Source organism: Halopseudomonas nanhaiensis (genome assembly GCF_020025155.1).
GTDB lineage: Bacteria > Pseudomonadota > Gammaproteobacteria > Pseudomonadales > Pseudomonadaceae > Halopseudomonas > Halopseudomonas nanhaiensis.
Genome location: NZ_CP073751.1, coordinates 747,267 through 769,406 on the forward strand (window position 1 = coordinate 747,267; position 22,140 = coordinate 769,406).

Annotated in this window: 20 protein-coding genes and 1 pseudogene; 12 read left to right on the forward strand and 9 right to left on the reverse strand. The window is 60.6% G+C overall.

The window, feature by feature from the left end; translation table 11 throughout:
• Positions 1–39: 39 nt before the first annotated feature.
• Positions 40–1,248 (forward strand): Obg family GTPase CgtA, encoded by a 1,209-nt coding sequence (cgtA, locus tag KEM63_RS03405; RefSeq protein WP_223654800.1) that lies wholly within the window; start codon positions 40–42, stop codon positions 1,246–1,248.
• A gap of 89 nt (positions 1,249–1,337) precedes the next feature.
• A complete protein-coding gene (gene proB, locus KEM63_RS03410; RefSeq protein WP_223654801.1) occupies positions 1,338–2,456 on the forward strand; it encodes a glutamate 5-kinase in 1,119 nt (372 codons plus the stop codon).
• Positions 2,457–2,694: 238 nt separating this feature from the next.
• On the opposite strand, the gene rpsT is transcribed toward proB, so the two are convergent.
• A complete protein-coding gene (gene rpsT, locus KEM63_RS03415) occupies positions 2,695–2,967 on the reverse strand; it encodes a 30S ribosomal protein S20 (RefSeq protein WP_223654802.1) in 273 nt (90 codons plus the stop codon).
• 191 nt (positions 2,968–3,158) lie between these two features.
• On the opposite strand from rpsT, the gene murJ reads away from it, so the two are divergent.
• From murJ to ispH, 6 genes are all read left to right on the forward strand, one after another.
• Positions 3,159–4,727, forward strand: a complete 1,569-nt coding sequence (gene murJ / locus KEM63_RS03420; RefSeq protein ID WP_223654803.1) for a murein biosynthesis integral membrane protein MurJ — start codon at positions 3,159–3,161, stop codon at positions 4,725–4,727.
• A gap of 149 nt (positions 4,728–4,876) precedes the next feature.
• On the forward strand, positions 4,877–5,803 hold the full coding sequence (gene ribF / locus KEM63_RS03425) for a bifunctional riboflavin kinase/FAD synthetase (protein ID WP_223654804.1): 927 nt from the start codon (positions 4,877–4,879) through the stop codon (positions 5,801–5,803).
• A gap of 18 nt (positions 5,804–5,821) precedes the next feature.
• A complete protein-coding gene (ileS, locus tag KEM63_RS03430) occupies positions 5,822–8,650 on the forward strand; it encodes an isoleucine--tRNA ligase (protein ID WP_223654805.1) in 2,829 nt (942 codons plus the stop codon).
• Positions 8,643–9,149 carry a signal peptidase II gene (lspA, locus tag KEM63_RS03435; RefSeq protein ID WP_223654806.1) on the forward strand — a complete coding sequence of 169 codons (507 nt, stop codon included), beginning with the start codon at positions 8,643–8,645 and terminating at the stop codon, positions 9,147–9,149. Before ileS ends, lspA begins: the two co-directional genes overlap by 8 nt.
• Positions 9,150–9,671: 522 nt before the next feature.
• On the forward strand, positions 9,672–10,103 hold the full coding sequence (gene fkpB / locus KEM63_RS03440) for an FKBP-type peptidyl-prolyl cis-trans isomerase (protein WP_223654807.1): 432 nt from the start codon (positions 9,672–9,674) through the stop codon (positions 10,101–10,103).
• An 82-nt stretch (positions 10,104–10,185) separates the two neighbouring features.
• Positions 10,186–11,133, forward strand: coding sequence for a 4-hydroxy-3-methylbut-2-enyl diphosphate reductase (ispH, locus tag KEM63_RS03445; protein WP_223654808.1), 948 nt, complete (start codon positions 10,186–10,188; stop codon positions 11,131–11,133).
• Between the two features lie 94 nt (positions 11,134–11,227).
• On the opposite strand, the gene KEM63_RS03450 is transcribed toward ispH, so the two are convergent.
• From KEM63_RS03450 to KEM63_RS03480, 7 genes and pseudogenes are all read right to left on the reverse strand, one after another.
• Complete coding sequence (locus KEM63_RS03450; RefSeq protein ID WP_223654809.1) at positions 11,228–12,181, reverse strand: Nudix family hydrolase; 954 nt, start codon at positions 12,179–12,181, stop codon at positions 11,228–11,230.
• Positions 12,182–12,184: 3 nt separating this feature from the next.
• Positions 12,185–12,373 carry a DNA gyrase inhibitor YacG gene (yacG, locus tag KEM63_RS03455; protein WP_223654810.1) on the reverse strand — a complete coding sequence of 63 codons (189 nt, stop codon included), beginning with the start codon at positions 12,371–12,373 and terminating at the stop codon, positions 12,185–12,187.
• Positions 12,370–12,975 (reverse strand): dephospho-CoA kinase, encoded by a 606-nt coding sequence (coaE, locus tag KEM63_RS03460; RefSeq protein ID WP_223654811.1) that lies wholly within the window; start codon positions 12,973–12,975, stop codon positions 12,370–12,372. The genes yacG and coaE overlap by 4 nt, the downstream gene beginning before the upstream one ends.
• The gene (locus KEM63_RS03465) at positions 12,975–13,847 is read right to left on the reverse strand and encodes a prepilin peptidase (protein ID WP_223654812.1); all 873 of its coding nucleotides are present in this window, start codon (positions 13,845–13,847) and stop codon (positions 12,975–12,977) included. Before KEM63_RS03465 ends, coaE begins: the two co-directional genes overlap by 1 nt.
• 1 nt (position 13,848) lies before the next feature.
• The gene (locus KEM63_RS03470) at positions 13,849–15,093 is read right to left on the reverse strand and encodes a type II secretion system F family protein (RefSeq protein ID WP_223655808.1); all 1,245 of its coding nucleotides are present in this window, start codon (positions 15,091–15,093) and stop codon (positions 13,849–13,851) included.
• A 21-nt stretch (positions 15,094–15,114) separates the two neighbouring features.
• Positions 15,115–16,815 (reverse strand): type IV-A pilus assembly ATPase PilB, encoded by a 1,701-nt coding sequence (gene pilB, locus KEM63_RS03475; RefSeq protein WP_223654813.1) that lies wholly within the window; start codon positions 16,813–16,815, stop codon positions 15,115–15,117.
• Positions 16,816–17,270: 455 nt separating this feature from the next.
• Positions 17,271–17,379: pseudogene (locus tag KEM63_RS03480) on the reverse strand (prepilin-type N-terminal cleavage/methylation domain-containing protein); the annotation flags it as partial.
• A gap of 252 nt (positions 17,380–17,631) precedes the next feature.
• On the opposite strand from KEM63_RS03480, the gene KEM63_RS17020 reads away from it, so the two are divergent.
• Positions 17,632–17,988 (forward strand): pilin, encoded by a 357-nt coding sequence (locus KEM63_RS17020; protein WP_423747827.1) that lies wholly within the window; start codon positions 17,632–17,634, stop codon positions 17,986–17,988.
• Between the two features lie 102 nt (positions 17,989–18,090).
• Positions 18,091–18,357 carry a hypothetical protein gene (locus tag KEM63_RS03490; RefSeq protein ID WP_223654814.1) on the forward strand — a complete coding sequence of 89 codons (267 nt, stop codon included), beginning with the start codon at positions 18,091–18,093 and terminating at the stop codon, positions 18,355–18,357.
• A gap of 15 nt (positions 18,358–18,372) precedes the next feature.
• On the opposite strand, the gene KEM63_RS03495 is transcribed toward KEM63_RS03490, so the two are convergent.
• The gene (locus KEM63_RS03495) at positions 18,373–19,302 is read right to left on the reverse strand and encodes a LysR family transcriptional regulator (protein WP_223654815.1); all 930 of its coding nucleotides are present in this window, start codon (positions 19,300–19,302) and stop codon (positions 18,373–18,375) included.
• A gap of 98 nt (positions 19,303–19,400) precedes the next feature.
• On the opposite strand from KEM63_RS03495, the gene KEM63_RS03500 reads away from it, so the two are divergent.
• Both KEM63_RS03500 and KEM63_RS03505 read left to right on the forward strand, forming a co-directional pair.
• On the forward strand, positions 19,401–21,152 hold the full coding sequence (locus KEM63_RS03500) for a sulfatase family protein (RefSeq protein WP_223654816.1): 1,752 nt from the start codon (positions 19,401–19,403) through the stop codon (positions 21,150–21,152).
• 129 nt (positions 21,153–21,281) lie between these two features.
• Positions 21,282–22,073: an efflux RND transporter periplasmic adaptor subunit gene (locus KEM63_RS03505; protein WP_223654817.1), complete on the forward strand. Its 792-nt coding sequence runs from the start codon at positions 21,282–21,284 to the stop codon at positions 22,071–22,073.
• Positions 22,074–22,140: the final 67 nt, after the last annotated feature.

Below are 22,140 nucleotides of genomic sequence, written 5' to 3' on the forward strand. Positions count from 1 at the left end.
GCAGTTAACCTCAACCCATCCCGCGAGGGAGGGAGCACGATGAAATTTGTTGATGAAGTCGCGATCACGGTCAAGGCCGGTGATGGCGGTAATGGCTGCATGAGCTTCCGCCGCGAGAAGTTCATCCCAAAAGGTGGCCCCGATGGCGGCGACGGTGGTGACGGCGGCTCGATCTTTCTGGAAGCCGATCCCAATCTGAACACCCTGGTCGACTATCGCTACACGCGCCGCTTCAATGCGCAGCGTGGCGAGAACGGTCGCGGCAAGGATTGTACTGGCGCCAAGGGCGAGGACATGGTGCTGCCGGTTCCGGTGGGTACGACGATCGTCGATGCCGGTACCCAGGAGATCATCGGCGACCTGACCGAGCCCGGTCAGCGCCTGCTGGTGGCTCAAGGCGGTTTTCACGGTCTGGGTAACACCCGTTACAAGTCCAGCGTCAACCGCGCACCTCGGCAGACCAGCAACGGTTCGCTGGGCGAACAGCGCGACCTGAAGCTGGAGCTGAAGGTGCTGGCAGATGTCGGCCTGCTCGGTCTGCCGAACGCAGGCAAGAGCACGCTTATTCGCGCCATCTCCGCGGCCAAGCCAAAAGTCGCCGACTACCCCTTCACGACCATGGTGCCAAACCTGGGCGTGGTCGATGTTGGTCAACTGCGCAGTTTCGTGATTGCCGACATCCCGGGTGTGATCGCCGGGGCTGCAGAGGGCGCCGGCCTGGGCACGCGCTTCCTCAAGCACCTGTCCCGTACTCGGCTGTTGCTGCATCTTGTCGACATGGCGCCGCTGGATCAGAGCGATCCGGCCGAAGCCGTCGAGACGATCATCCACGAGCTCGGCAAGTTCAGCCCGGCGCTGACCATGCGTGAACGCTGGTTGGTGCTGAACAAGTGCGACCAACTGCTTGAAGATGAGCAACAGGCGATCCTCGATGACGTAGTCGAGCGGCTCGAGTGGGACGGCCCGGTATTCGTCATCTCTGCCGCCGAGCGACAGGGCACCGATGAGCTGGCCAAGTCGGTGATGAACTGGCTCGACGAGCGTACTCAGCGTCTGCTGGACGACGAGGATTACGCCAAGGCGCAGGCCGAGCTGGATCAGGCCATTGAAGATGAAGCGCGTGCGCACATCCAGGCGCTGGACGATCGCAAGGCGCTGCGCAAGCAGGGCCTGCTCAACGACGAAGATGATGACGACTTCGACGATGAGGATGACGAGGACGGTCCTGAGATCATCTACGTTCGATGAATTGCACCGCACCTGCCACTCGGCAGGCTGCGGTCAATCCCTTCTAGCAGTACAATGCCGGTTCTTCTTCCCTGGTTGATGGAATCAGCATGCGTGAAAAGGTAACCAATGCCCGGCGGTGGGTGGTCAAGATCGGCAGTGCGCTCCTGACTGCCGATGGTCGCGGCCTCGATCGTGATGCGATGGCGGTCTGGGTGGATCAGTTGGTTGCCTTGCGCAAGAGCGGTGCTGAACTTGTTCTGGTGTCCTCGGGTGCGGTTGCGGCCGGCATGAGCCGGCTGGGCTGGACCGAGCGGCCAAAAACCATTCATCAGATGCAGGCCGCTGCCGCTATCGGGCAAATGGGGCTGGTGCAGGCCTGGGAGTCCAGCTTCCAGGCGCACGGCCTGTCGACCGCCCAGGTTCTCCTCACTCACGATGATCTCTCCGACCGCAAGCGCTACCTGAACGCCCGTAGCACCCTGCGTGCGCTTCTGGATCTCGGTGTGATTCCGGTGGTGAATGAAAACGACACCGTGGTCACCGACGAGATCCGCTTTGGTGACAACGATACGCTGGGCGCACTGGTGACCAACCTGGTCGAGGCTGATGTGCTGGTGATCCTGACCGACCGTGATGGGCTGTATACGGCGGACCCGCGCAGCAATCCCGATGCTGAGCTGGTTTCCGAGGCAATGGCTGACGATTCGAAACTGGATACCATGGCTGGTGGCAGCGCTGGTGCGCTGGGCCGTGGCGGAATGTTGACCAAACTCCGCGCGGCGCGCCTGGCCGCGCGTTCCGGTGCCGGCACGGTGATCGTCGGTGGCCGTATCGATCGCGTGATCGAGCGACTGCAAGCGGGTGAGGCGTTAGGTACCTTGCTGCTGCCCGAGAAGGGCATGCTGGCGGCGCGCAAGCAGTGGCTTGCCGGTCACTTGCAGACGCGCGGCAAGCTGTTCATCGACGAAGGCGCGGTCGGTGCGCTGACGGCAGGGCGACGCAGTCTGTTACCGGTTGGGGTCAAGGCGGTCGAAGGTAATTTTCGGCGCGGCGAGATGGTCGTGTGTATCGGGCCGGACGGGCGTGAAGTCGCGCGCGGACTGGTCAACTATAGCGCGCAGGATGCTGCCAGGATCATCGGGCAGCCGACCGAGGCCGTAGCCACCATCCTGGGTTATATCGACGAGCCCGAACTGGTGCACCGAGATAATCTGGTGCTGGTCTGAGCCGAGTTTGGGCGCAGGGCCGGATGGCTTCTTCTTCGCGCCCAGGTGCGCTCCTACACAGACCCTCGCGCATGGAGGGGTTTCTGTAGGAGCGCAACTGGGCGCGAAAGGGGCGCGCAGGATTTCACTCCATGCAACCTTCTTCGCGGTCATGCCCGCTCCTACAACAAACCGATCGAATTGCAGGCATAAAAAAAACCGGCTCGCAAGCCGGTTTTTTTACATCAACAGAACGCGATCAGGCGGCTTCAGCCATGGCCTTGATGTGTGCGTTCAGGCGGCTCTTGTGACGAGCGGCCTTGTTCTTGTTGATGATGCCCTTGTCAGCCATGCGATCGATGACCGGCACGGCTGCAGTGTATGCAGTGCGTGCCTTCTCGAGGTCCTTGGCGTCAATGGCTTTTACAACGTTCTTGATATAGGTACGAACCATGGAGCGCAGGCTTGCATTGTGATTGCGGCGCTTCTCGGCCTGCTTGGCGCGTTTCTTGGCTTGAGGTGAGTTGGCCACCGTCTTGCTCCTCAGAAAATCTGGATGAATAAGGTACAAATAAGGCCGCGTACTATGCCGCCGAGGTCCTGCAATGTCAAGGGGCTGGAGGATGCCTTTCGGCAGTACGGTTCGGCTATCTGTGCGGACCACAATGATAGCCAGCGCAGCGCCCCGGCGCTATGATCGCGGTTTTGCCCAAGACCCTGCCAATGACCTCCGAAACACCCGCTTCGCCGCCGGAAAAGGCTCCCAGTCTGCTGCGCTCCGGCATGGTCGTGAGCATCATGACCATGCTCTCGCGCGTGCTCGGCATGGTGCGGGACGTGGTCATCGCGGCTTACTTCGGCTCCGGCTCTTCGGCCGATGCCTTCTTCATCGCCTTCAAGATTCCCAATTTCATGCGCAGGCTGTTCGCCGAGGGAGCCTTCAACCAGGCATTCGTGCCGGTGCTAAGCGAATACCGCGCCAAGCGCGCCTTCGAGGAGGTGCGCGATCTGGTCAATCGGGTGGCCGGCACGCTCGCCTTGACGCTGGTTGGCATCACTGCGGTGGGCGTGGCCGGCGCGCCGGTGCTGATCAGTGTGTTCGCGCCGGGCTTTCACGACGAGCCGGAGAAGTTGGCGCTGGCGGCGGACATGCTGCGCATCACCTTTCCCTATCTGCTGCTGATTTCGCTGACGGCGCTGTGCGGTTCGATCCTCAATAGTTATGGCCGCTTCGCCGTGCCTGCGTTCACGCCGGTGCTGCTCAACGTCAGCATGATCGGCGCGACGCTGGTGCTCACCCCATATTTCGATCAGCCGGTCATGGCGCTGGCCTGGGGCGTGTTCATCGCCGGTGTCGTGCAGTTGCTGTTTCAGCTGCCGTTCCTGGCGCAGATTCGCCTGCTGCCGGTGCCGCGCCCGGATCGCAAGCATGAGGGCGTGAAGCGGATCATGACCCTGATGGTGCCGGCGTTGTTCGGCGTCTCGGTCAGCCAGATCAACCTGCTGCTCGACACCGTGCTTGCCTCGTTCCTGCAGACCGGCAGCATTTCCTGGCTGTACTACGCCGATCGGCTGTCCGAGCTGCCGCTGGGTGCCTTCGGCATCGCGATCGGCACGGTGATCCTGCCAGCGCTGTCTCGCCAGCACGCAGGGGACGACCCGAAAGGCTTTGCCGCGACGCTCGACTGGGCGGTGCGCATGGTCCTGCTGGTCGGTGTGCCCGCGGCGTTGGCGCTGTTGCTGCTGGCCGAGCCGCTGATTGCCACGCTGTTTCACTATGGCGCGATGACCGAGGGCGACGTTTTGCAATCGGCCGCTGCGCTACGGGCTTACGCAGTCGGCGTTCTAACCTTCATGCTGATCAAGGTGCTGGCACCGGGCTTCTTCGCCCGTCAGGACATGAAGACCCCTGTGAAGATCGCGATGATCTGCATGGGTGCGAACATGGTATTCAACCTCATCCTGATCTGGCCGCTGGCGCACGTGGGTCTGGCGCTGGCGACGTCGATGTCTGCATTGCTGAACGCTGGATTGCTGTGGTGGGGGCTGCGCAAGGCCGGTATCTATGAGGCGCAGCCGGGCTGGCCAGTGTTTATCTTGCGACTGGTGCTGGCCTGCGCGGCGATGGCTGCCATCGTACTGTGGCTGGCGCCGGGTGTGTCGGAGTGGTTTGACTGGGGCTGGCAGCAGAAGGCGCTGGAGATGACCATTCTGGTGGTGGCCGGTATCGGCGCTTACCTCGCAGCGCTGCTGGTGGCCGGGTTGCGCATGCGGCATCTGCGCCACGGCTGAAACCGGTCGCCGCGAGTCGCGCCTCCGCCGAATCCACGTCGATTCCACGGAACATGCTCTTCCTCTAACGGGAGGGCAGCGCGCATGACGTTTAGCTCGCTATACCTGTATACTTTCGCGTTTCGATCCTTAAGCCAATCAAGAGCATTATGGAACTGGTCCGCGGCCTACATAACCTGCGGCCCCGTCACCGGGGCTGTGTGGCGACAATCGGTAACTTCGATGGTGTGCACGCCGGGCATCAAGCCATTCTGAAACGGCTGCGGACGCATTCCGAACGGCTAGGCTTGCCTGGCTGTGTGGTGATCTTCGAGCCGCAGCCGCGCGAGTATTTCTCTCCGAAGAGCGCTCCGCCACGGCTGACCCGGCTGCGGGACAAGCTCGTGCTGCTGTCACGCCAGGGCGTCGAGCGGGTGCTGTGCCTGGCGTTCAATCGCCGACTGCGCGAATTGAGCGCCGAGGAGTTCGTCCAGCAGGTGCTCGTGGACGGCATGGGCGTCAAGCATCTGGAGGTGGGTGACGATTTTCGCTTCGGCTGTGATCGCTCCGGCGACTTCGCCTTTCTGCTGGAAAGCGGCAAGCGACACGGCTTCACCGTCGAGGCCGCCAACACCGTGGCCGACAGCGGCGAACGCGTCAGTAGCACCCGGTTGCGCCAGGTGCTGGCCGAGGGTGACTTCGAGCTGGCCGAACGGCTGCTGGGTCGCCCGTTCAGCATCACCGGCCGCGTCATGCATGGTCAGAAGCTCGGCCGTACGCTGGGCGCGCCGACCGCCAACGTCCAGCTCAAGCGCCTGCATGCGCCGCTTCAGGGCGTCTATCGCGTCAGTGCCGACGTCAATGGCGCGACGCACAAGGCTGTCGCCAATATTGGCACCCGGCCCTCTGTAGAAGGCGATGGCAGGCCGCACCTCGAGGTTCATCTGCTCGACTTTGCCGGTGATCTCTACGGCGAGCGGATGACCGTAACCTTTCATGAAAAGATCCGTGATGAACAGCGATTCGATTCGCTGGACTCGCTGCAGCAGGCGATCCAGGCTGACTTCGCCACTGCCCGGGCCCTATGGGGCCTCTGACCGACAAGTGTGGATGAGATGACCGATTACAAAGCGACGCTGAACCTGCCGGAAACGGCATTCCCGATGAAGGCCGGCCTGCCCACGCGCGAGCCGGAAACCCTTAAGCGCCTGAACAGTATCGATCTCTACCAGAAGATTCGTGAGATCAGCCGCGGCCGTCCGCAGTTCGTGCTGCATGACGGTCCGCCCTATGCCAACGGCAGCATCCACATCGGTCACGCGGTCAACAAGATCCTCAAGGACATGATCACCCGGTCCAAGACGCTGTCGGGCTTCGATGCGCCCTACGTGCCGGGCTGGGACTGCCATGGTCTGCCGATCGAGCACAAGATCGAGACCACGCACGGCAAGAACATCGAGCCGTCGAAGACGCGCGAACTCAGCCGTGCCTACGCCGCAGAGCAGATCGAAGCGCAGAAGAACGACTTCGTCCGCCTGGGCGTGCTGGGCGACTGGGGCAATCCGTACAAAACCATGAACTTCAGGAACGAAGCCGGTCAGCTTCGCGCGCTGGGCAAGATGGTCGAGCAGGGTTATGTGTTCAAGGGGCTCAAGCCGGTCAACTGGTGCTTCGATTGCGGCTCGGCGCTGGCCGAGGCGGAGGTCGAATACGCGGACAAGCAGTCCCCGACCATCGACGTGGGCTTCCCCTGCGCAGAGCCGGAGAAGCTGGCTGCGGCGTTCGGTGTCGACAGCCTGTCCAAGCCGGCGCAGATGGTCATCTGGACCACCACGCCGTGGACCATTCCAGCCAACCAGGCGCTGAACATTCATCCGGAGTTCAACTACGCGCTGGTCGATGCGGGTGATCGCCTGCTGATTCTTGCCGAAGAGCTGGTCGAGAGCTGCCTGAAGCGTTACGGGCGCGAAGGGCAGGTGGTGGCGACCACCACCGGCGACACGCTTGAGCTGATCAACTTTCGTCATCCGTTCTATGATCGGCTGTCTCCCGTTTACCTGGCCGATTACGTCGAGCTCGGCGCCGGGACCGGTATCGTGCACTCCGCGCCCGCCTACGGTGAAGACGACTTCTATACCTGCAAGCGCTACGGCATGGTCAACGACGAGATCCTCAACCCGGTTCAGGGCAACGGGGTGTACGTCGAGTCTCTGGAATTCTTTGGCGGGCAGTTCATCTGGAAGGCCAACCCTAACGTGATGGCCAAGCTGGAAGAAGTCGATTGCCTGCTGGCACATGAGAAGGTCAGCCACAGCTACATGCACTGCTGGCGCCACAAGACGCCGGTGATTTACCGGGCAACCGCTCAGTGGTTCGTCGGGATGGACGTGCAGGTCGACGGCGAGACCCTTCGCAAGCGCGCGCTCAAGGCCATCGAGGAGACACAGTTCGTGCCGGCATGGGGCAAGCAGCGCCTGCACAACATGATAGCCGGTCGTCCGGACTGGTGTATCTCGCGGCAGCGTACCTGGGGCGTCCCGATTCCGTTCTTCCTGCACAAGGAAAGCGGCGAGCTGCATCCACGTACCATCGAGCTGCTCGAGCAGGTGGCGCAGCGGGTGGAGGAGCAGGGCATCGAGGCCTGGTTCGCGATGGACGCCGCCGAACTGCTGGGCGACGAGGCCGCGCAATATGACAAGATCGGCGACACCATGGACGTGTGGTTCGACTCCGGCACCACCCATTGGCACGTCATGCGCGGCTCGCACCCCATGGGGCACGACACCGGCCCGCGTGCGGACCTGTACCTGGAAGGCTCCGATCAGCACCGCGGCTGGTTCCATTCCTCCCTGTTGACCGGCTGCGCTATCGACGGCCATGCGCCGTACAAGGGCCTGCTGACACATGGCTTCGTGGTCGATGAGAACGGCCGCAAGATGTCCAAATCACTAGGGAATGTGGTCGCACCGCAGGAAGTCAACGACAGCCTGGGCGCGGACATTCTGCGTCTGTGGGTGGCATCGAGCGACTATTCCGGCGAGATGGCCGTATCCAAGGTGATCCTGCAGCGCAGCGCCGACGCCTACCGTCGTATCCGCAACACAGCGCGCTTTCTGCTGGCCAACCTAAGCGGCTTCGACCCCAAGGTGCACATGGTCGCGCCCGAGCAGATGCTTGATCTGGACCGCTGGGCCGTAGATCGTGCGCTGGTGATGCAGCAGGAAATTCTTGAGGCGTACGACAGCTACAAGTTCTGGAACGTCTATCAGAAGGTGCACAACTTCTGCGTGCAGGAGCTGGGCGGCTTCTATCTGGACATCATCAAGGATCGCCAGTACACCACCGGTGCCGACAGCACCGCGCGGCGCTCCTGTCAGACCGCGCTCTACCATATCGCCGAGGCGCTGGTGCGCTGGATCGCACCGATCCTGGCGTTCACCTCCGAGGAGATCTGGCAGTACCTGCCGGGCGAGCGCGAAGAGTCGGTGATGCTCGGCACCTGGTACCAGGGCTTGACCGCATTGCCGGAAGGCGCAGCGCTGGATCGCGCGTTCTGGGACGACGTGATGCAGGTCAAGGTCGCGGTGAACAAGGAGCTGGAGAATCAGCGCAACGCGAAGGTGATTGGCGGCAACCTGCAGGCAGAAGTCACGCTGTATGCCGAGGCCTCCCTGGCCCAGCGGCTGGCCCTGCTTGGAGACGAGCTGCGGTTTGTGTTGATTACCTCGCGTGCCGACCTGGCTCCGTTGGAGCAGGCTGGTCCGGATGCAGTGGAAACCGAGCTGAGCGGGCTGAAGCTGTCCGTGGCCAAGTCCGGGAATCCCAAGTGCGGGCGTTGCTGGCATTTCCTGGCGGACGTCGGCAGTCATCCGGAGCACCCGGAAATCTGCGGCCGCTGCATAGAGAACATCGAAGGGCAGGGCGAGGCACGCCAGCATGCCTGAGCTTCGTCATAGCGGGTTGCGCTGGGTATGGCTGGCGGTTCTGGTGGTTGTGCTGGATCTGGCAACCAAATGGCTTGTCGCGGACCGTCTGATGGTTTTTCAGCAGGTGCCGATCATCGAAGGTCTGCTGGACATCACCCTGGCCTTCAATTCCGGGGCAGCGTTCAGCTTCCTCGCGGACGCCGGTGGCTGGCAGCGGTGGTTCTTTATCGCCGTGGCCGTCGGGGTCAGCCTGATGCTTATCGTCTGGATGGCGCGCCTGTCCCGGGACAAGGTAATGGAGGCGATCGCCCTGTCTCTGGTGCTGGGCGGCGCGCTGGGTAACCTGTACGACCGGATCGTTCACGGGCACGTAGTGGATTTCATCCTTGTTCATTGGCAGGATGCCTGGTACTTCCCGGCGTTCAACGTCGCCGATAGCGCCATCACTGTCGGCGCGGGGCTGCTGATTCTGGATATGCTGCTATCGTCGGGAAAGGAGCAGGACAGCAAGGCCTGAGTTGCCTGTAGGCCCATCGCGGCGAGGGCGCCGCTCCTACCGGTGGTGCGGGCTCGGGTTGTTCTGTGTAGGAGCGCACCCGGGCGCGAACGCGGCATCGCAAACCCTTCGCGGCCAGGTCCGCTCCTACGGACGGTGCGGGGTCGAGGTGTTGTGTGTAGGAGCGCACCTGGGCGCGAAAACGGCATCGCAAACCCCTTCGCGGCCAGGTCCGCTCCTACGGACTGTGCAGGATCGAGGTGTTGTGTGTAGGAGCGCACCTGGGCGCGAAAACGGCATCGCCAACCCCTTCGCGGCCAGGTCCGCTCCTACGGACGGTGCGGGATCGAGGTTTTTTGTGTAGGAGCGCACCTGGGCGCGAACGCGGCATCGCAAACCCTTCGTGGCCAGGTCCGCTCCTACAGGCGGTGCAGGATCGAGGCGTTGTGTGTAGGAGCGCACCCGGACGCGAATCGGATTCCCTGACCACGACAATGTTCCAGCGACATACCAGCCAACAAACCACATACGAAAGGTTCGACCATGAGCGAAACACGTATAGGGCACGACAGCGAAGTCACCCTGCATTTCACCGTGAAACTGCCGAGCGGCGAAGTCGTCGACTCCACCGCAGGTAAATCCCCCGCCACCTTCAAGGTCGGCGACGGCAGCCTGTTGCCCGGCTTCGAACAGAGCCTGTTCGGTCTCAAGGCCGGTGACCAGCGCGCTTTCGAAATCGAACCGGAACGCGGCTTCGGGCCGGGCAACCCGCAGAACATCCAGACCGTCCCCCGCGGCCAGTTCAACGAAATGGAGCTGGAGCCCGGCCTGTTGGTGATTTTCCAGGACGCCGCCGGCGGCGAGCTGCCGGGTGTGGTGAAGACCGTCCACGACACCACCGTCGACGTGGACTTCAACCACCCCCTGGCGGGCAAGATCATCACCTTCGACGTCGAGATCATCGCGGTCCGCTAAGCGCTTCGCTGCGGCTCGAATCGCCAGGCGCTCCCCGTTCGTGGATAATGGGCGCCCGGCTTGCCCACTTCCGAGGCCTTCCATGCAGATCAAATTGGCAAATCCCCGCGGTTTCTGCGCAGGTGTCGACCGCGCCATCGAGATCGTCAACCGTGCCCTCGAGGTATTCGGGCCGCCGATCTACGTGCGCCACGAGGTCGTGCATAACAAGTTCGTCGTCGAAGACCTGCGCACACGCGGCGCCATCTTTGTCGAAGAAATCGAAGAGGTTCCGGACGACGTCATCGTGATCTTCAGCGCCCATGGTGTTTCCCAGGCAGTACGCAAGCAAGCAGCAGACCGCGGGCTGAAGGTTTTCGACGCCACCTGCCCGCTGGTGACCAAGGTGCATCTGGAAGTGGCCAAGTACAGCCGAGACGGACGCGAATGCATTCTTATCGGTCATGCCGGCCACCCCGAGGTCGAAGGCACCATGGGGCAGTACGACACCAGGAACGGTGGGGCGATCTATCTGGTCGAAGACGAAGAGGATGCCGCGAACCTCAAGGTACGCGATCCGTCGAACCTGGCCTTCGTTACTCAGACAACGCTGTCGATGGATGACACCGCCAAGGTGATCGATGCGTTGCGCAAACATTTCCCGGCTATCGACGGTCCGCGCAAGGACGACATCTGTTACGCCACACAGAATCGGCAGGATGCCGTCAAGCAGCTGGCTGCGGAGTGCGAGCTGGTGTTGGTTGTGGGTAGCCCGAACAGCTCCAATTCCAACCGGCTACGTGAGCTGTCAGAGCGCATCGGCACCCCGGCCTATCTTATTGATGGTGCCGACGAGATCCGCAGCGATTGGCTGGACGGCGTAAGCAATATTGGCGTAACTGCCGGTGCCTCTGCCCCTGACATCCTCGTGCGCCAGGTTATTGAGCACTTACACAGCCTGGGCGCGACCGGCGCCGAAGAGCTCGCCGGCCGTCCTGAAAATGTCGTCTTCAGCATGCCGAAAGAGCTGCGCGTCGTTTCAATAGACTGATATCGCGTTACGCATCGATTTCTGTTTTGTGGGAGCGCCGTCCCCGGCGCAGCAGGGCGCCAGAGGCGCCCTGCTGCGGTATCTTACAAATGTATCAAGATCGGTCGGAACCACCCGCCCAAAGACCACTGATCCCCGCAATACCCTGCGCTCCAACATCAAACGCCTGGGACAGATGCGCCTCGCTCATCCCACCCAGCAGATACACAGGCATGTTCACGCCCCGGATCAGTTCGGCACCCCGCTCCCATCCCAGCGCAGCGGCTCCCGGATGGCTCCGAGTCGGCAGGACGGGGGACAGCGTAACGAAGTCCACTCCGATCTGGGCAGCCAGTGCCAGTTCCCTGTCGTCATGACACGACGCTGCCAGCCAGGCGAGCCTCTCTTCACGCCGCCAGCCCGTTCGGGCGAGCTCCGCTAGTTGCCGGCCAGTAACATGCCAGCCAGCACCAGGTTGGTGCGGAGGATGGTCGCCCTTGAGCATCCAGATAAACCCAGACCCAAAATGTTCCGTCACCTGCTCTGCAAGCGATGCGTACGCTTCAGTATCCAGCTGCGTCTGTCGCAGCTGGACCAACCGGATGCCCGCAGCGTATGCGGCGCGCAAGCCCGCGTAGAGTTCGTCTGTATCAGCAAGGTCAGGCGTAACAAGATAGCGAGTCGGTAGCCTTGCGGCAGATACGATAGGCGCGTTGGCTTGCGGAAACCTGTAGTCGTCCAACTCCTCCTGGCGCACCCAACGAATCGGTTGGCCCTCGGCACCGTGGGCCTCGCCGTCGAACGCATCAACCGTCCACACATCCAGACGAATGGATTTGTCCGGGTAATCGTGATGAATATCGATCAGAGGGCGGGCCTGCGTGACGGTGATGCCTAACTCTTCGTGCAGCTCACGTGCAAGCCCCGCTTCGCGCGCCTCGCCAGGCTCAAGCTTGCCCCCAGGGAATTCCCACAGCCCGCCTTGATGAGCATGGTCAGGGCGCCTGGCGATAAGAATGCGACCGGCGGGGTCACGTATGACCGCAGCCATCACGTGTACGCGGCGCACGAGTTAGCGGTCCGGCAGATCGTCGGAGTAGATGTCCTGCTCGAGTTCTTCGCCGGGAATGGCGTGCTCTTCCGACGCCCAGGCACCCAGGTCAATCAGGCGGCAGCGCGGCGAGCAGAAGGGCCGGTCAGGAGAGCTTTCGCTCCAGACAACCGGTGCCTTGCAGGTGGGGCAATCGACAGTCAGGGTCATAGCGTGTCTCCAGATAGCAAGGCCAGGTAGCGTTCGTGCAACGCATCGACTTGTGCGTGCAATGCGGCGAGATCACCATCGTTGGTCAGCACATCATGCGCCTGACGCAGCCGGTCGTCGCGGGTCGCCTGCGCTTCCATGATCGCGCGAATCTGGTCCAACTGAACCTGATCCCGCGCAGCGGTGCGAGCCAGCTGGATGGATTCCGGTACGTCCACCACAATCACCCGCTGCGTCATGCGGTGCTGCCCTGACTCGATCAACAATGGCGAGACGAGCAAGGCATAGGGCGACTGAGCTGAAGCGAGATCGTTAAGCGTTTCCTCACGGATGAGCGGGTGCAGCAGCTCTTCCAGCCAGAGGCGCTGCGTCGGATCCCGGAAGACGACTTCGCGCAGAGCGGGGCGATTGAGCGAGCCGTCGGGGAGCAATACCTCATCACCAAAGCGGTCGACGATATGCTTCAGCGCAGGCTTCCCTGGCTCGACAACCACGCGTGATTTCATATCGGCGTCGACGACATGAATGCCGTGCGCCTCGGCGAAGCGGTCGGCAGCAGCGCTCTTGCCGCTACCGATACCGCCGGTAAGACCTATGATCATTAGAATCCGGCGAATTGTAGATACTGGCTGGTGATTGTCTCACCCCAAATCAACGCAATCCAGCCGGCAATGGCAAGGTAGGGACCGAAGGGAAGGGGTGTAGCGTTGGAGTCGCCACGGCTCTTGAGAATGATGATGCCGAGGATCGCGCCGACTAGCGACGACAGCAGAATCGTCAACGGTAACACCTGCCAGCCACCCCAGGCACCGATCATTGCCAGCAGCTTGAAGTCGCCATAGCCCATGCCTTCCTTGCCGGTCACCAGCTTGAACAGCCAGTACACGGACCAAAGGCTCAGGTAGCCAAACACGGCCCCGGCAAGCGCGGTATTCAAATCTGTGAACAGACCGAAGCTGTTGACGATCAGGCCCAGCCAGAGCATGGGCAGAACGATGGCGTCCGGCAGCAGCTGGGTATCCGCATCGATCAGACTCAGAGTGATCAGCGACCAGGTCAGCAGCAGCATCGAGCCTGCCTGCCAGGTAAAGCCGAACTGCCAGGCGACCACCATCGACAGTGCTGCGGTCAGTAACTCGACCATCGGATAGCGAGCGCTGATCGACGTCTTGCACGTCCCGCAGCGGCCCCGCAACGCCAGGTAGCTGATGACCGGTATGTTCTGCCATGCCTTGATCTCGGCTTGGCACTTTGGGCAGTGGGAGTGGGGTAGAACGAGGTTGTAGGTCGGCTCCGCCGGATGCTCGGCGTCAGGCTCAAGTATTTCCCTGGCCTGCTGCCGCCAGTCGCGTTCCATCATTCTTGGTAGGCGATGGATCACCACATTCAGGAAGCTGCCCACGACAAGTCCAAGCAATCCGGCGAGCAAAATAAAGGCCAGCACATGGCTGGCCAGATAGTCAGTGATGAGCATATCAGCCTACGACGTTACCGAGCTGGAAGATCGGCAGGTACATGGCGATAATCAGGCCGCCCACCAGCACGCCAAGTACGCACATGATCATCGGCTCGAGCAGTGTGGTCATATTGTCGACCTTGTTCTCGACCTCGGCCTCGTAGTAATTGGCTACCTTATCCAGCATGCCGTCGAGGTTGCCAGACTCCTCACCGATACCCGCCATCTGCACAGCCAACGATGGGAAGATTTTTGTAGTACGCATGGAGAAGTTGAGTTGAGATCCTGCTGATACATCGTCCTTGATCTGCATGACAGCGTTGTAAAAAACGACGTTGCCCGCGGCACCCGCGACGGAATTCAGCGCTTCGACCAAAGGCACGCCGGCGGCGAACGTGGTCGATAAAGTGCGAGCGTAGCGAGCTACCGCCGCCTCGTAGACGATCTTCCCGACTACCGGTGCTTTGAGGAGTACTCGGTCTTGAGCATCGCGGAAAGTCTTGGACCGCCTATGTACCTGAGTATACGTAAAGCCAAGTGCGATCAAACCGAACACGCAAAGAAACCACCAACTCTGTAACCACTCGGACAGAGCAATCACCATTTTAGTGAAGGCGGGCAAATCCGCGCCGAAGCTAGAGAAAACCGTCTCAAATTGAGGAACCACCTTCAGTAGCAAAATGGCAGTGACCACGATGGCGACGCAAACGACCGCAATTGGGTAGGTCAATGCTTTCTTTATCTTCGCTTTCAGCGCTTCGGTTTTTTCTTTGAAAGTAGCGATGCGATCGAGCAGCGACTCCAGGCGACCAGACTGTTCTCCTGACTCGACCAAGTTACAGAACAGGTCGTCGAAATACTTTGGATGTTTGCGCAGCGAGTCGGCAAGCGTATTACCGGCGGCTACGTCTGTTTTAATTTCGGTGACAAGTTTCGCAAGGCTCGGCTTCTCGGCGCCTTCGGCGATGATCTCAAAAGCCTGCACAATAGGGACGCCAGATTGCATCATGGTTGCAAGCTGCCGAGTGAAGAAAGCGATATCCAGCGGTTTGATTGGCTTGTTGCGAGGGGCGAAGAGCGTCGATTGTCGCTTCAGGCTGGTAACGAGAATGCCTTGCTTGCGCAGCTGAGCTTTGATCAAGGCGGGGTTCGAGCCCTGGATCTCGCCGGCAACCTTGGTTCCCTTGCGGTCCTTGCCTTCCCATTTGAATGGTATAACCTTCTCTACTTTGGCCTTCGTTGCGGGGGTGGGCCCTTTCTTCATCGCTGCTTGTTGCGCCATGACTTAATCCTTGGTCACTCGATTGACTTCCGCCAGGCTGGTGACGCCTTGTTCCGCTTTTATTAATGCGGAATGGCGCAAGGTTCGGAAACCATCCTGCTGAGCTACTTCTGAAATCTGTATGGAATTGCCGTCTTCCATGATGATGCGTTGCATGGCCGGGGTGATTCGCACCACCTCGTAAATACCAACACGCCCTTTATAACCGTCTTTGCAATTTTCGCAACCCACAGGTTCGTAAATTGTCAACCCTGCAGCAATTTGGCTCGCAGTGAATCCTTCTTCCGTCAATACCTCGCGAGGAAGATCAACGGGCTTTTTGCAGGTCTTGCATAAGCGACGAGCGAGGCGCTGGGCAATGATCAGATTGACCGACGTGGCAATGTTGAACGACGGTACGCCCATATTGCGCAGACGCGTCAGCGTTTCCGCCGCGCTGTTGGTATGCAGCGTAGACATCACCATGTGGCCGGTTTGAGCAGCCTTAATCGCGATTTCTGCCGTTTCCAGGTCGCGAATCTCGCCGACCATGATCACGTCCGGATCCTGACGGAGGAAGGCGCGCAGGGCCTGGGCAAAGTCCATGCCTTGCTTCGGGTTGACGTTTACCTGGTTGATGCCTTCGAGGTTAATTTCAACCGGGTCTTCGGCGGTGGAAATATTGCGCTCCATGGTGTTCAGGATGTTCAAGCCAGTATAGAGAGACACGGTCTTGCCTGAGCCGGTGGGGCCGGTGACCAGAATCATGCCTTGCGGTCTGGCGAGGGCAGAGAGATACATTTGCTTCTGGTCGTCCTCGTAGCCCAGCGCGTCGATACCCAGTTTCGCGCTCTCGGAATCCAGAATACGCAAAACGACCTTTTCGCCCCAGAGGGTCGGAAGGGTGTTTACCCGGAAGTCGATCGCCTTGGTTTTGGATATCTTGAGCTTGATGCGACCATCTTGCGGCTTACGGCGCTCAGCCATGTCCATTGACGACATGACTTTGAGGCGAGCAGCGATTTTAACGCCTAGCTGTGCTGGTGGTTTCGCTACTTCATGAAGAATGCCATCGGTCCGGAAGCGAACGCGATAAATTTTTTCGTACGGTTCAAAGTGAAGGTCCGACGAGCCTATCTTTACCGCATCGAGCAGCATCTTGTTGACGAATCGCACGATCGGCGCGTCGTCTGTGTCCGTTGCGGTTGCTTCTTTTTTATCGTCTTCGCCGCTTTCGATCTCAAGATCTTCAAGATCAGCATCGCCCATCTCACCTAGACCACCGGAAGGGCTGTCTAGGAATTTTTCAATTGCCGCGTGGAGTTTGTCGTCTTCCACTATCACAGCATCGGTCATCAGGCCGGTGCTGAATTGAATGTCGCTCAACGCTTGCTGATTGGTTGGGTCGGAAATCGCGAGGTATAGGCGCGAACCGCGTTTATAAAGAGGTAGGACGCCATGTTGGCGGATGAGCTTTTCGCTAACGAGATCTTTTGGTTGGTGATCTTTATCGATGACCGATAAATCCAGATAGGGGTAGCCGAATTCTTCGGCGCAGACCATCGCAAGATCACGAGCCTCTGCTAGCTTCTTTTGAACCAGATAAGTAATGAGCGGAATCTTGTCGAGATTCGCCTGAGTGGTTGCCTTCCCTGCAGTTTGAGAGTCAAGCAGTTGGTCTTGAACAATGCGTCGAGCTAAGCCTGAAAGCACGGAAGAGTTCACTACCAACTCCTTTGATTCTTGCTGGGGTGTTTTTATAGCTTTCACCGAAGCGATGGGCTCATACCAGTATACGTCGTACAATGCGAAACCAAGTGCATGGCACTAACCACTGGCTACGGTATTGTCCCATCATCGATAGTCATCGTGGAGCGAAGGCTAGCGCCCCGCGGGAAGCAGGGCGCTAGAAATCCAGTTCACAATGGATCTTGTCGAAGTATCGTTTTATACGGCTGGATCGGCATGGCTGCAAGTCGAGCTTTCGTCACATGTCACCGTCCCGTTACCCGGGGTCGCCGGGGTGACCGTGAAGTCCACGGAGTTCGCCGGGTTAGGAGTGCCGCACGCTTGCGCGCCGAACACCGGGGCGGTTCCAACTGAGCCGCCAGATTCGAAGACCAATCGTGCTCCGGAATATGCTTTTGCTTCCGCCAAGCAAGCGCTGTTGGCGCCACGGCGTGTGTAATCTTGATAAGCCGGCAGAGCGATCGCGGCCAGGATGCCGATGATCGCCACTACGATCATCAGTTCGATAAGAGTAAAGCCTTTCTGCATTTGCTTTTTCATTGTTCAAGCTCCTTGAGGTGATTAGGCTGTTGGCCTGACAGATTTTAAGCAAACAGCGTGCCAGATGTCACCGTGCAAGGATTCCGCCGCCTCACGGGCGGGTGGTCCCAAGTTTGCTGCGAGGAGAAGACGATTCTGGGCATGTGCTGACAAAATTGGTCACTTCGCACGGTTACAAACCCCGGCGGCGCTGGAGGAACGCTTGGCATCGACCTTGCTTGTAGCTCGCAACCTCTTAACGGATACGAAGCTATGAGACTCAAGGAAGTTTCCGGATTTACGCTCATCGAGCTGATGATCGTAGTTGCGATCGTTGGCATTCTGGCCGCCATTGCTCTGCCTGCGTATCAAGATTATGCTGATCGCAGCAATGTAAGTGCCTGCCTCGGAGAGGCGTCTGCCCACGTGAAGGCGCGGGCAGCATCGCTACAATCCAATACCGCATTGAGTGACTATGCCTCGGCAGCGTGTGCCGCCGCTCCTGCGCCCACAAATCCTAATCCTACGGCGATTGCCGGACTGACGGGAACGGTCACATTTACCGCCAAGGACTCCGCTGCTACCACGATTATCTGCGACTGGGCGACTACTTCTTGCACCATTCCCTGACTCGCAATAACCAGAATCCGTGGGCCACGGTCCGACGACTAGCCCGTCGAGGTATAGTGGAGTCTGCTAGCCTCTTGTGACAACTCACGAGGAGTCACCGCGATGCGACACTACCTTCTTGTTATTCCGCTTTTATTCGCGACCCCGGTTTTCGCCATGCACTGCCCCAACGACATGGCCAAAATCGACCAGATACTCGCCAACGACCCACCGCCAGACGATGAAACCCTGCGCCGCGTAACCGAATTGCGCACGGAAGGGCAGGAAGCGCATGAGGCGGGCGATCATCAGGAAGCGGTGGACAAGCTGGGTGAGGCGCTTGAGATTCTCAAGGCTGAAACCGGGCGGGACGCTAAGGCAGAAGAATAACTGACGCTTTTCGTCTCAACTGATCTTTCCTGTCATAGGTGAGGTTCGGGAGGGCAGGGCTCGTTTGTCTTCGATCCGCAGTTGCTCGGCGAACACCCGGGCGGCCGGAGAAAGGCTGTGCCCGGCTCGGCTCACCAGTCCGTAGGATGAGTGTTCGACGATCGGCGATGCCAGCGTCAGTACGGTAAGTGATCCTGCGCCCACATCGTCGGCGACGGCGTCCCATGGCGCGACCCCAAGCACATCCGTAGTTCGGGCCATCGCGCGCAAGGCTACGAAGTTGTCACAGTAGATGCTGATCGGCTGCGCACGGCTCTGAACGCGTGCGAGTTGTTGTTCCACCGATTTGGGCAGGCTGGCTGCAGCCAACGGATAGGCCGTGAGCGCTTCGTCCGGCACCGCGGCGAGGGACGCAAGCGGATGGTCGGGCCGGCAGAAAATCACGCCTCGGTGTGGCGTAAGTGGCTCGACGTCCAGCAACGGGTCGCCGAGCAGTACACGTGTGTCGGCTATGAACAGTTCAAGATCATCATCCAATAACCGCCGCTGCAGTCCAGCTGGGCCGTCGATCGTCAGCCTGATCTGGACGCCCGGGTATGCCATTGCCATCTGGCCCATTGCCGCTGGAACCAGGCGCGCGGCCGGGTATGGCCCCGCTCCCAGACGCAGCTCTCCGGCTTCCAGATTGCGCAATTGAGCCACCGCGTTGGTCAGAGCGCGGCTGCCTGAGAGCAGACGCCGGGCGTGTTCCAGAACCAGCTCACCATGTGCGGTGAGGCTGATGCCGCGGCTGTGCCGGTCGAGTAGTTTGCAGCCGAGCTGCGATTCCAGCGTCTGAATACTCCGGCTGAGTGCGGGCTGGCTCAGGTGGATCGCTTCCGCAGCGCGTGCGAAGTGACCGTGCTCAACCACCGCAACGAAATGCCGCAGCTGCTGGAGATTCATATGCGCTCCCTGCATCGAGTGTCGGATAAATTTGCAATGGAATTATTGACAGGTATTTCCTAGGCTGCAACGACCAATCGATTACCGTGGGGTGCGTGATGAAACGCCGTGATGTGCTCAAGTGGGCTGGCGCGTTGTCGATCGGAGGGCTGGCCTCGCCCGTGCGAGCCGAGCATGTCGGTGCCGCCGCCGATCTGGGCGCCACGCAGGAGCAGCCGGTGGTGGCGCAGTCCCGGGGCGATCGCAAGCTGAACATCCTGCTCATCGTGACCGATCAGGAGCGCGCCTACGCGGACCTGCCGCCGCAACTGGACCTGCCCGGGCACGAAGCGCTACTAGCGAGCGGCGTGTCGCTGGGCAACTTCCACGTTAATACGACGCCGTGTTCACCGTCTCGCTCCACCATGTTCACCGGGCAGCACACGCAGCACACCCGCGTGACCGCCAACCTTGGACTGCCGCCGTTTCGCGAGCTCTCATCCGACCTGCCGACCATCGGCCACATGTTGCGGGGCCAGGGCTATTACACAGCCTATAAAGGCAAGTGGCATCTGTCGCATATTGCCGAGACCGGCAACCTCACCTACGGGGTGGTCAACCCGACCATCGATGCGCTGGAGCCGTTCGGCTTCAGTGAGTACAACCTGCATGGCGATCCCCATGGCTCGCACCTCACCGGTTTCGTGTTCGACAAACTGACCGCGAGCGATACCGCCGCCTGGCTGCACAAGCACGCCGGCGACACCGATCCATGGTTCCTGGCGGTCAACTTCGTCAATCCCCACGACATCATGTTCTACAGCTCAGGTATCCAGCAGGAACGGTCGCGCCTGCGCCAGAACTACCTGGGCCCGATTTCTCCGGGGCCAACCAACGGGCTGTATGCCAAGCAGTGGGATCTGCCGCTGCCTGCCAGCTTCTATAAGGATGATCTGTCGACCAAACCCTGGGCACAGCGCGCCGATGTCAGATTGTGCAACGGCATTTACGGTCAGATTCAGCCGGATGACGAGGTGTGCTGGAAGGGGCTGCAAAGCTACTACTTCAATTGCATACGGGATGTCGACCAGTCGATCGCCCAGGTGCTGGACGCGCTCAAGGCCAGCGGTAGAGATCAGGACACCATCGTCATCCTCACCTCGGACCATGGGGAAATGGGGGGCGCGCACAAGCTGCGGCAGAAGGGGCCGCACATGTACAAGGAAAACACCCGGGTCAACTTCATCGTCCGTCATCCGGATATTCAGCGGCCGTTCATCTCGGATGCGCTCGGTTCCAGTGTCGACCTGGCGCCGACGCTGCTGGAGTTCGCCGGCATGGACCCACGCACGCGAGCCGAGCGTTACCCCGCGCTGGCGGGTGTCAGCCTGGCGGACAGCCTGGGCGGGGCCGAGCGGCGGTCGGTCCGTGATCGCCGAGGGCACCTGTTCAACTACGGCGTCACCATGTACATCGATCCGGATTTCACCGAGGGCTTCATGGCCCACGCGGATGCCGTGTCGCCCATGGCGATCCTGCGCGAGTCGATTCGGCAGGGTAAATTCGGCCCCTCACTGGACAACCGGGCGCTGTTTCGCGGGGTGCACGACGGTCGCTACAAGTTCGCACGCTACTTCGCCCCCTCGGACCACCACATTCCGCGAACCTTCTCCATGCTGACCGAGCGAAATGATCTGGAGCTCTACGATACGCTTGAGGACCCGCACGAGCTGAACAATCTGGCCACCGATCCGCAGGGACAGCGCACGTTGATCAAGCGGCTGAACAGGCAGTTGAACGAGCTGATTGGCCTGGAGATCGGCGTGGATGATGGTCGTGAGCATCCCGGGCCGCCGTTTCGCTACAGCTGAAAATGAGCTGATTATTCGCCGCGAGGAGGAACTGCTTCCGTTCGGCTGGCTCTATGCGTGATCATCACGCGCATATTCGTAGCAGGCAGAGAGTTAATGGGCAAGCGGGCAAGGCCAGCAGTCTGGCTAGTGGGGGTTGTCGTTGTATTGGCGCTGGTCTGGGCCGCCAGCTGGTTGTGGACGCAGCAGGTCGGCGCGCCGTCAGGCGAGGCAGAACAGGCTGAAGGTGCACCTGAGCCAGTCATTCGTGAATCGGCTGTCGAACCCGGGCAGCAGGTGCTGGTGGTGCAGGGTGAATGGCGCTCGCCGGCGACTGAGCCGGTACGTACGAAGTTGGGCGGCGAGATGATCTGGGCGGTGGAGGATGGCGATATCGTCGAGGCTGGTGCGCTATTGGGGCGGATCGTCTCGGGCCCCCTGCAGGCGCAACTCGGACAGGCCCAGGCTCGCCTGAACGTCGCGAAGCACCAGGCGCGCGCACTCCGCCAGCTGGTAGCCGGAGGTTACGAGCCTCAGGAACGTCTCGACGCCGCCGAAGCCGAGCTCGAAGAGGCCCAGGCAGCTTTCGCTGCGGCAGAGCAGTCGAGTGAAGCCACCCGTATCCGCGCTCCGCTCAGCGGCCGCGTACGAATCCGTCAGGCTTTGCCAGAACAGCTGCCGGAGGGGGAGGAGGTCGCACAGGTGGTCGATCAGGATCCTTTGCTTATCAAAGTCCGGGTACCGGAGGACCACGCTGCCCGGCTTCGCGTCGGGGCTGTTGCACGTGTCGATCTGCCCGGTGCGGGGACGGTCGAAGGGCGCGTCATGTCTCTCGGCAAGAGGGGCGAGCAGGGGGCGGCGATCGCGGCGGAAATTGCGCTGCCAAACCCAGATCATGTCGCACCTGACGCCTCGCCAGTCGAGGTAAGACTGCCGCTCTGAGAAGCCTACCGTTTGGCGGAAATTCCTGCCGCCGGGCGGCCCAGGGGTCGGGCAGGCGATGCTCTGA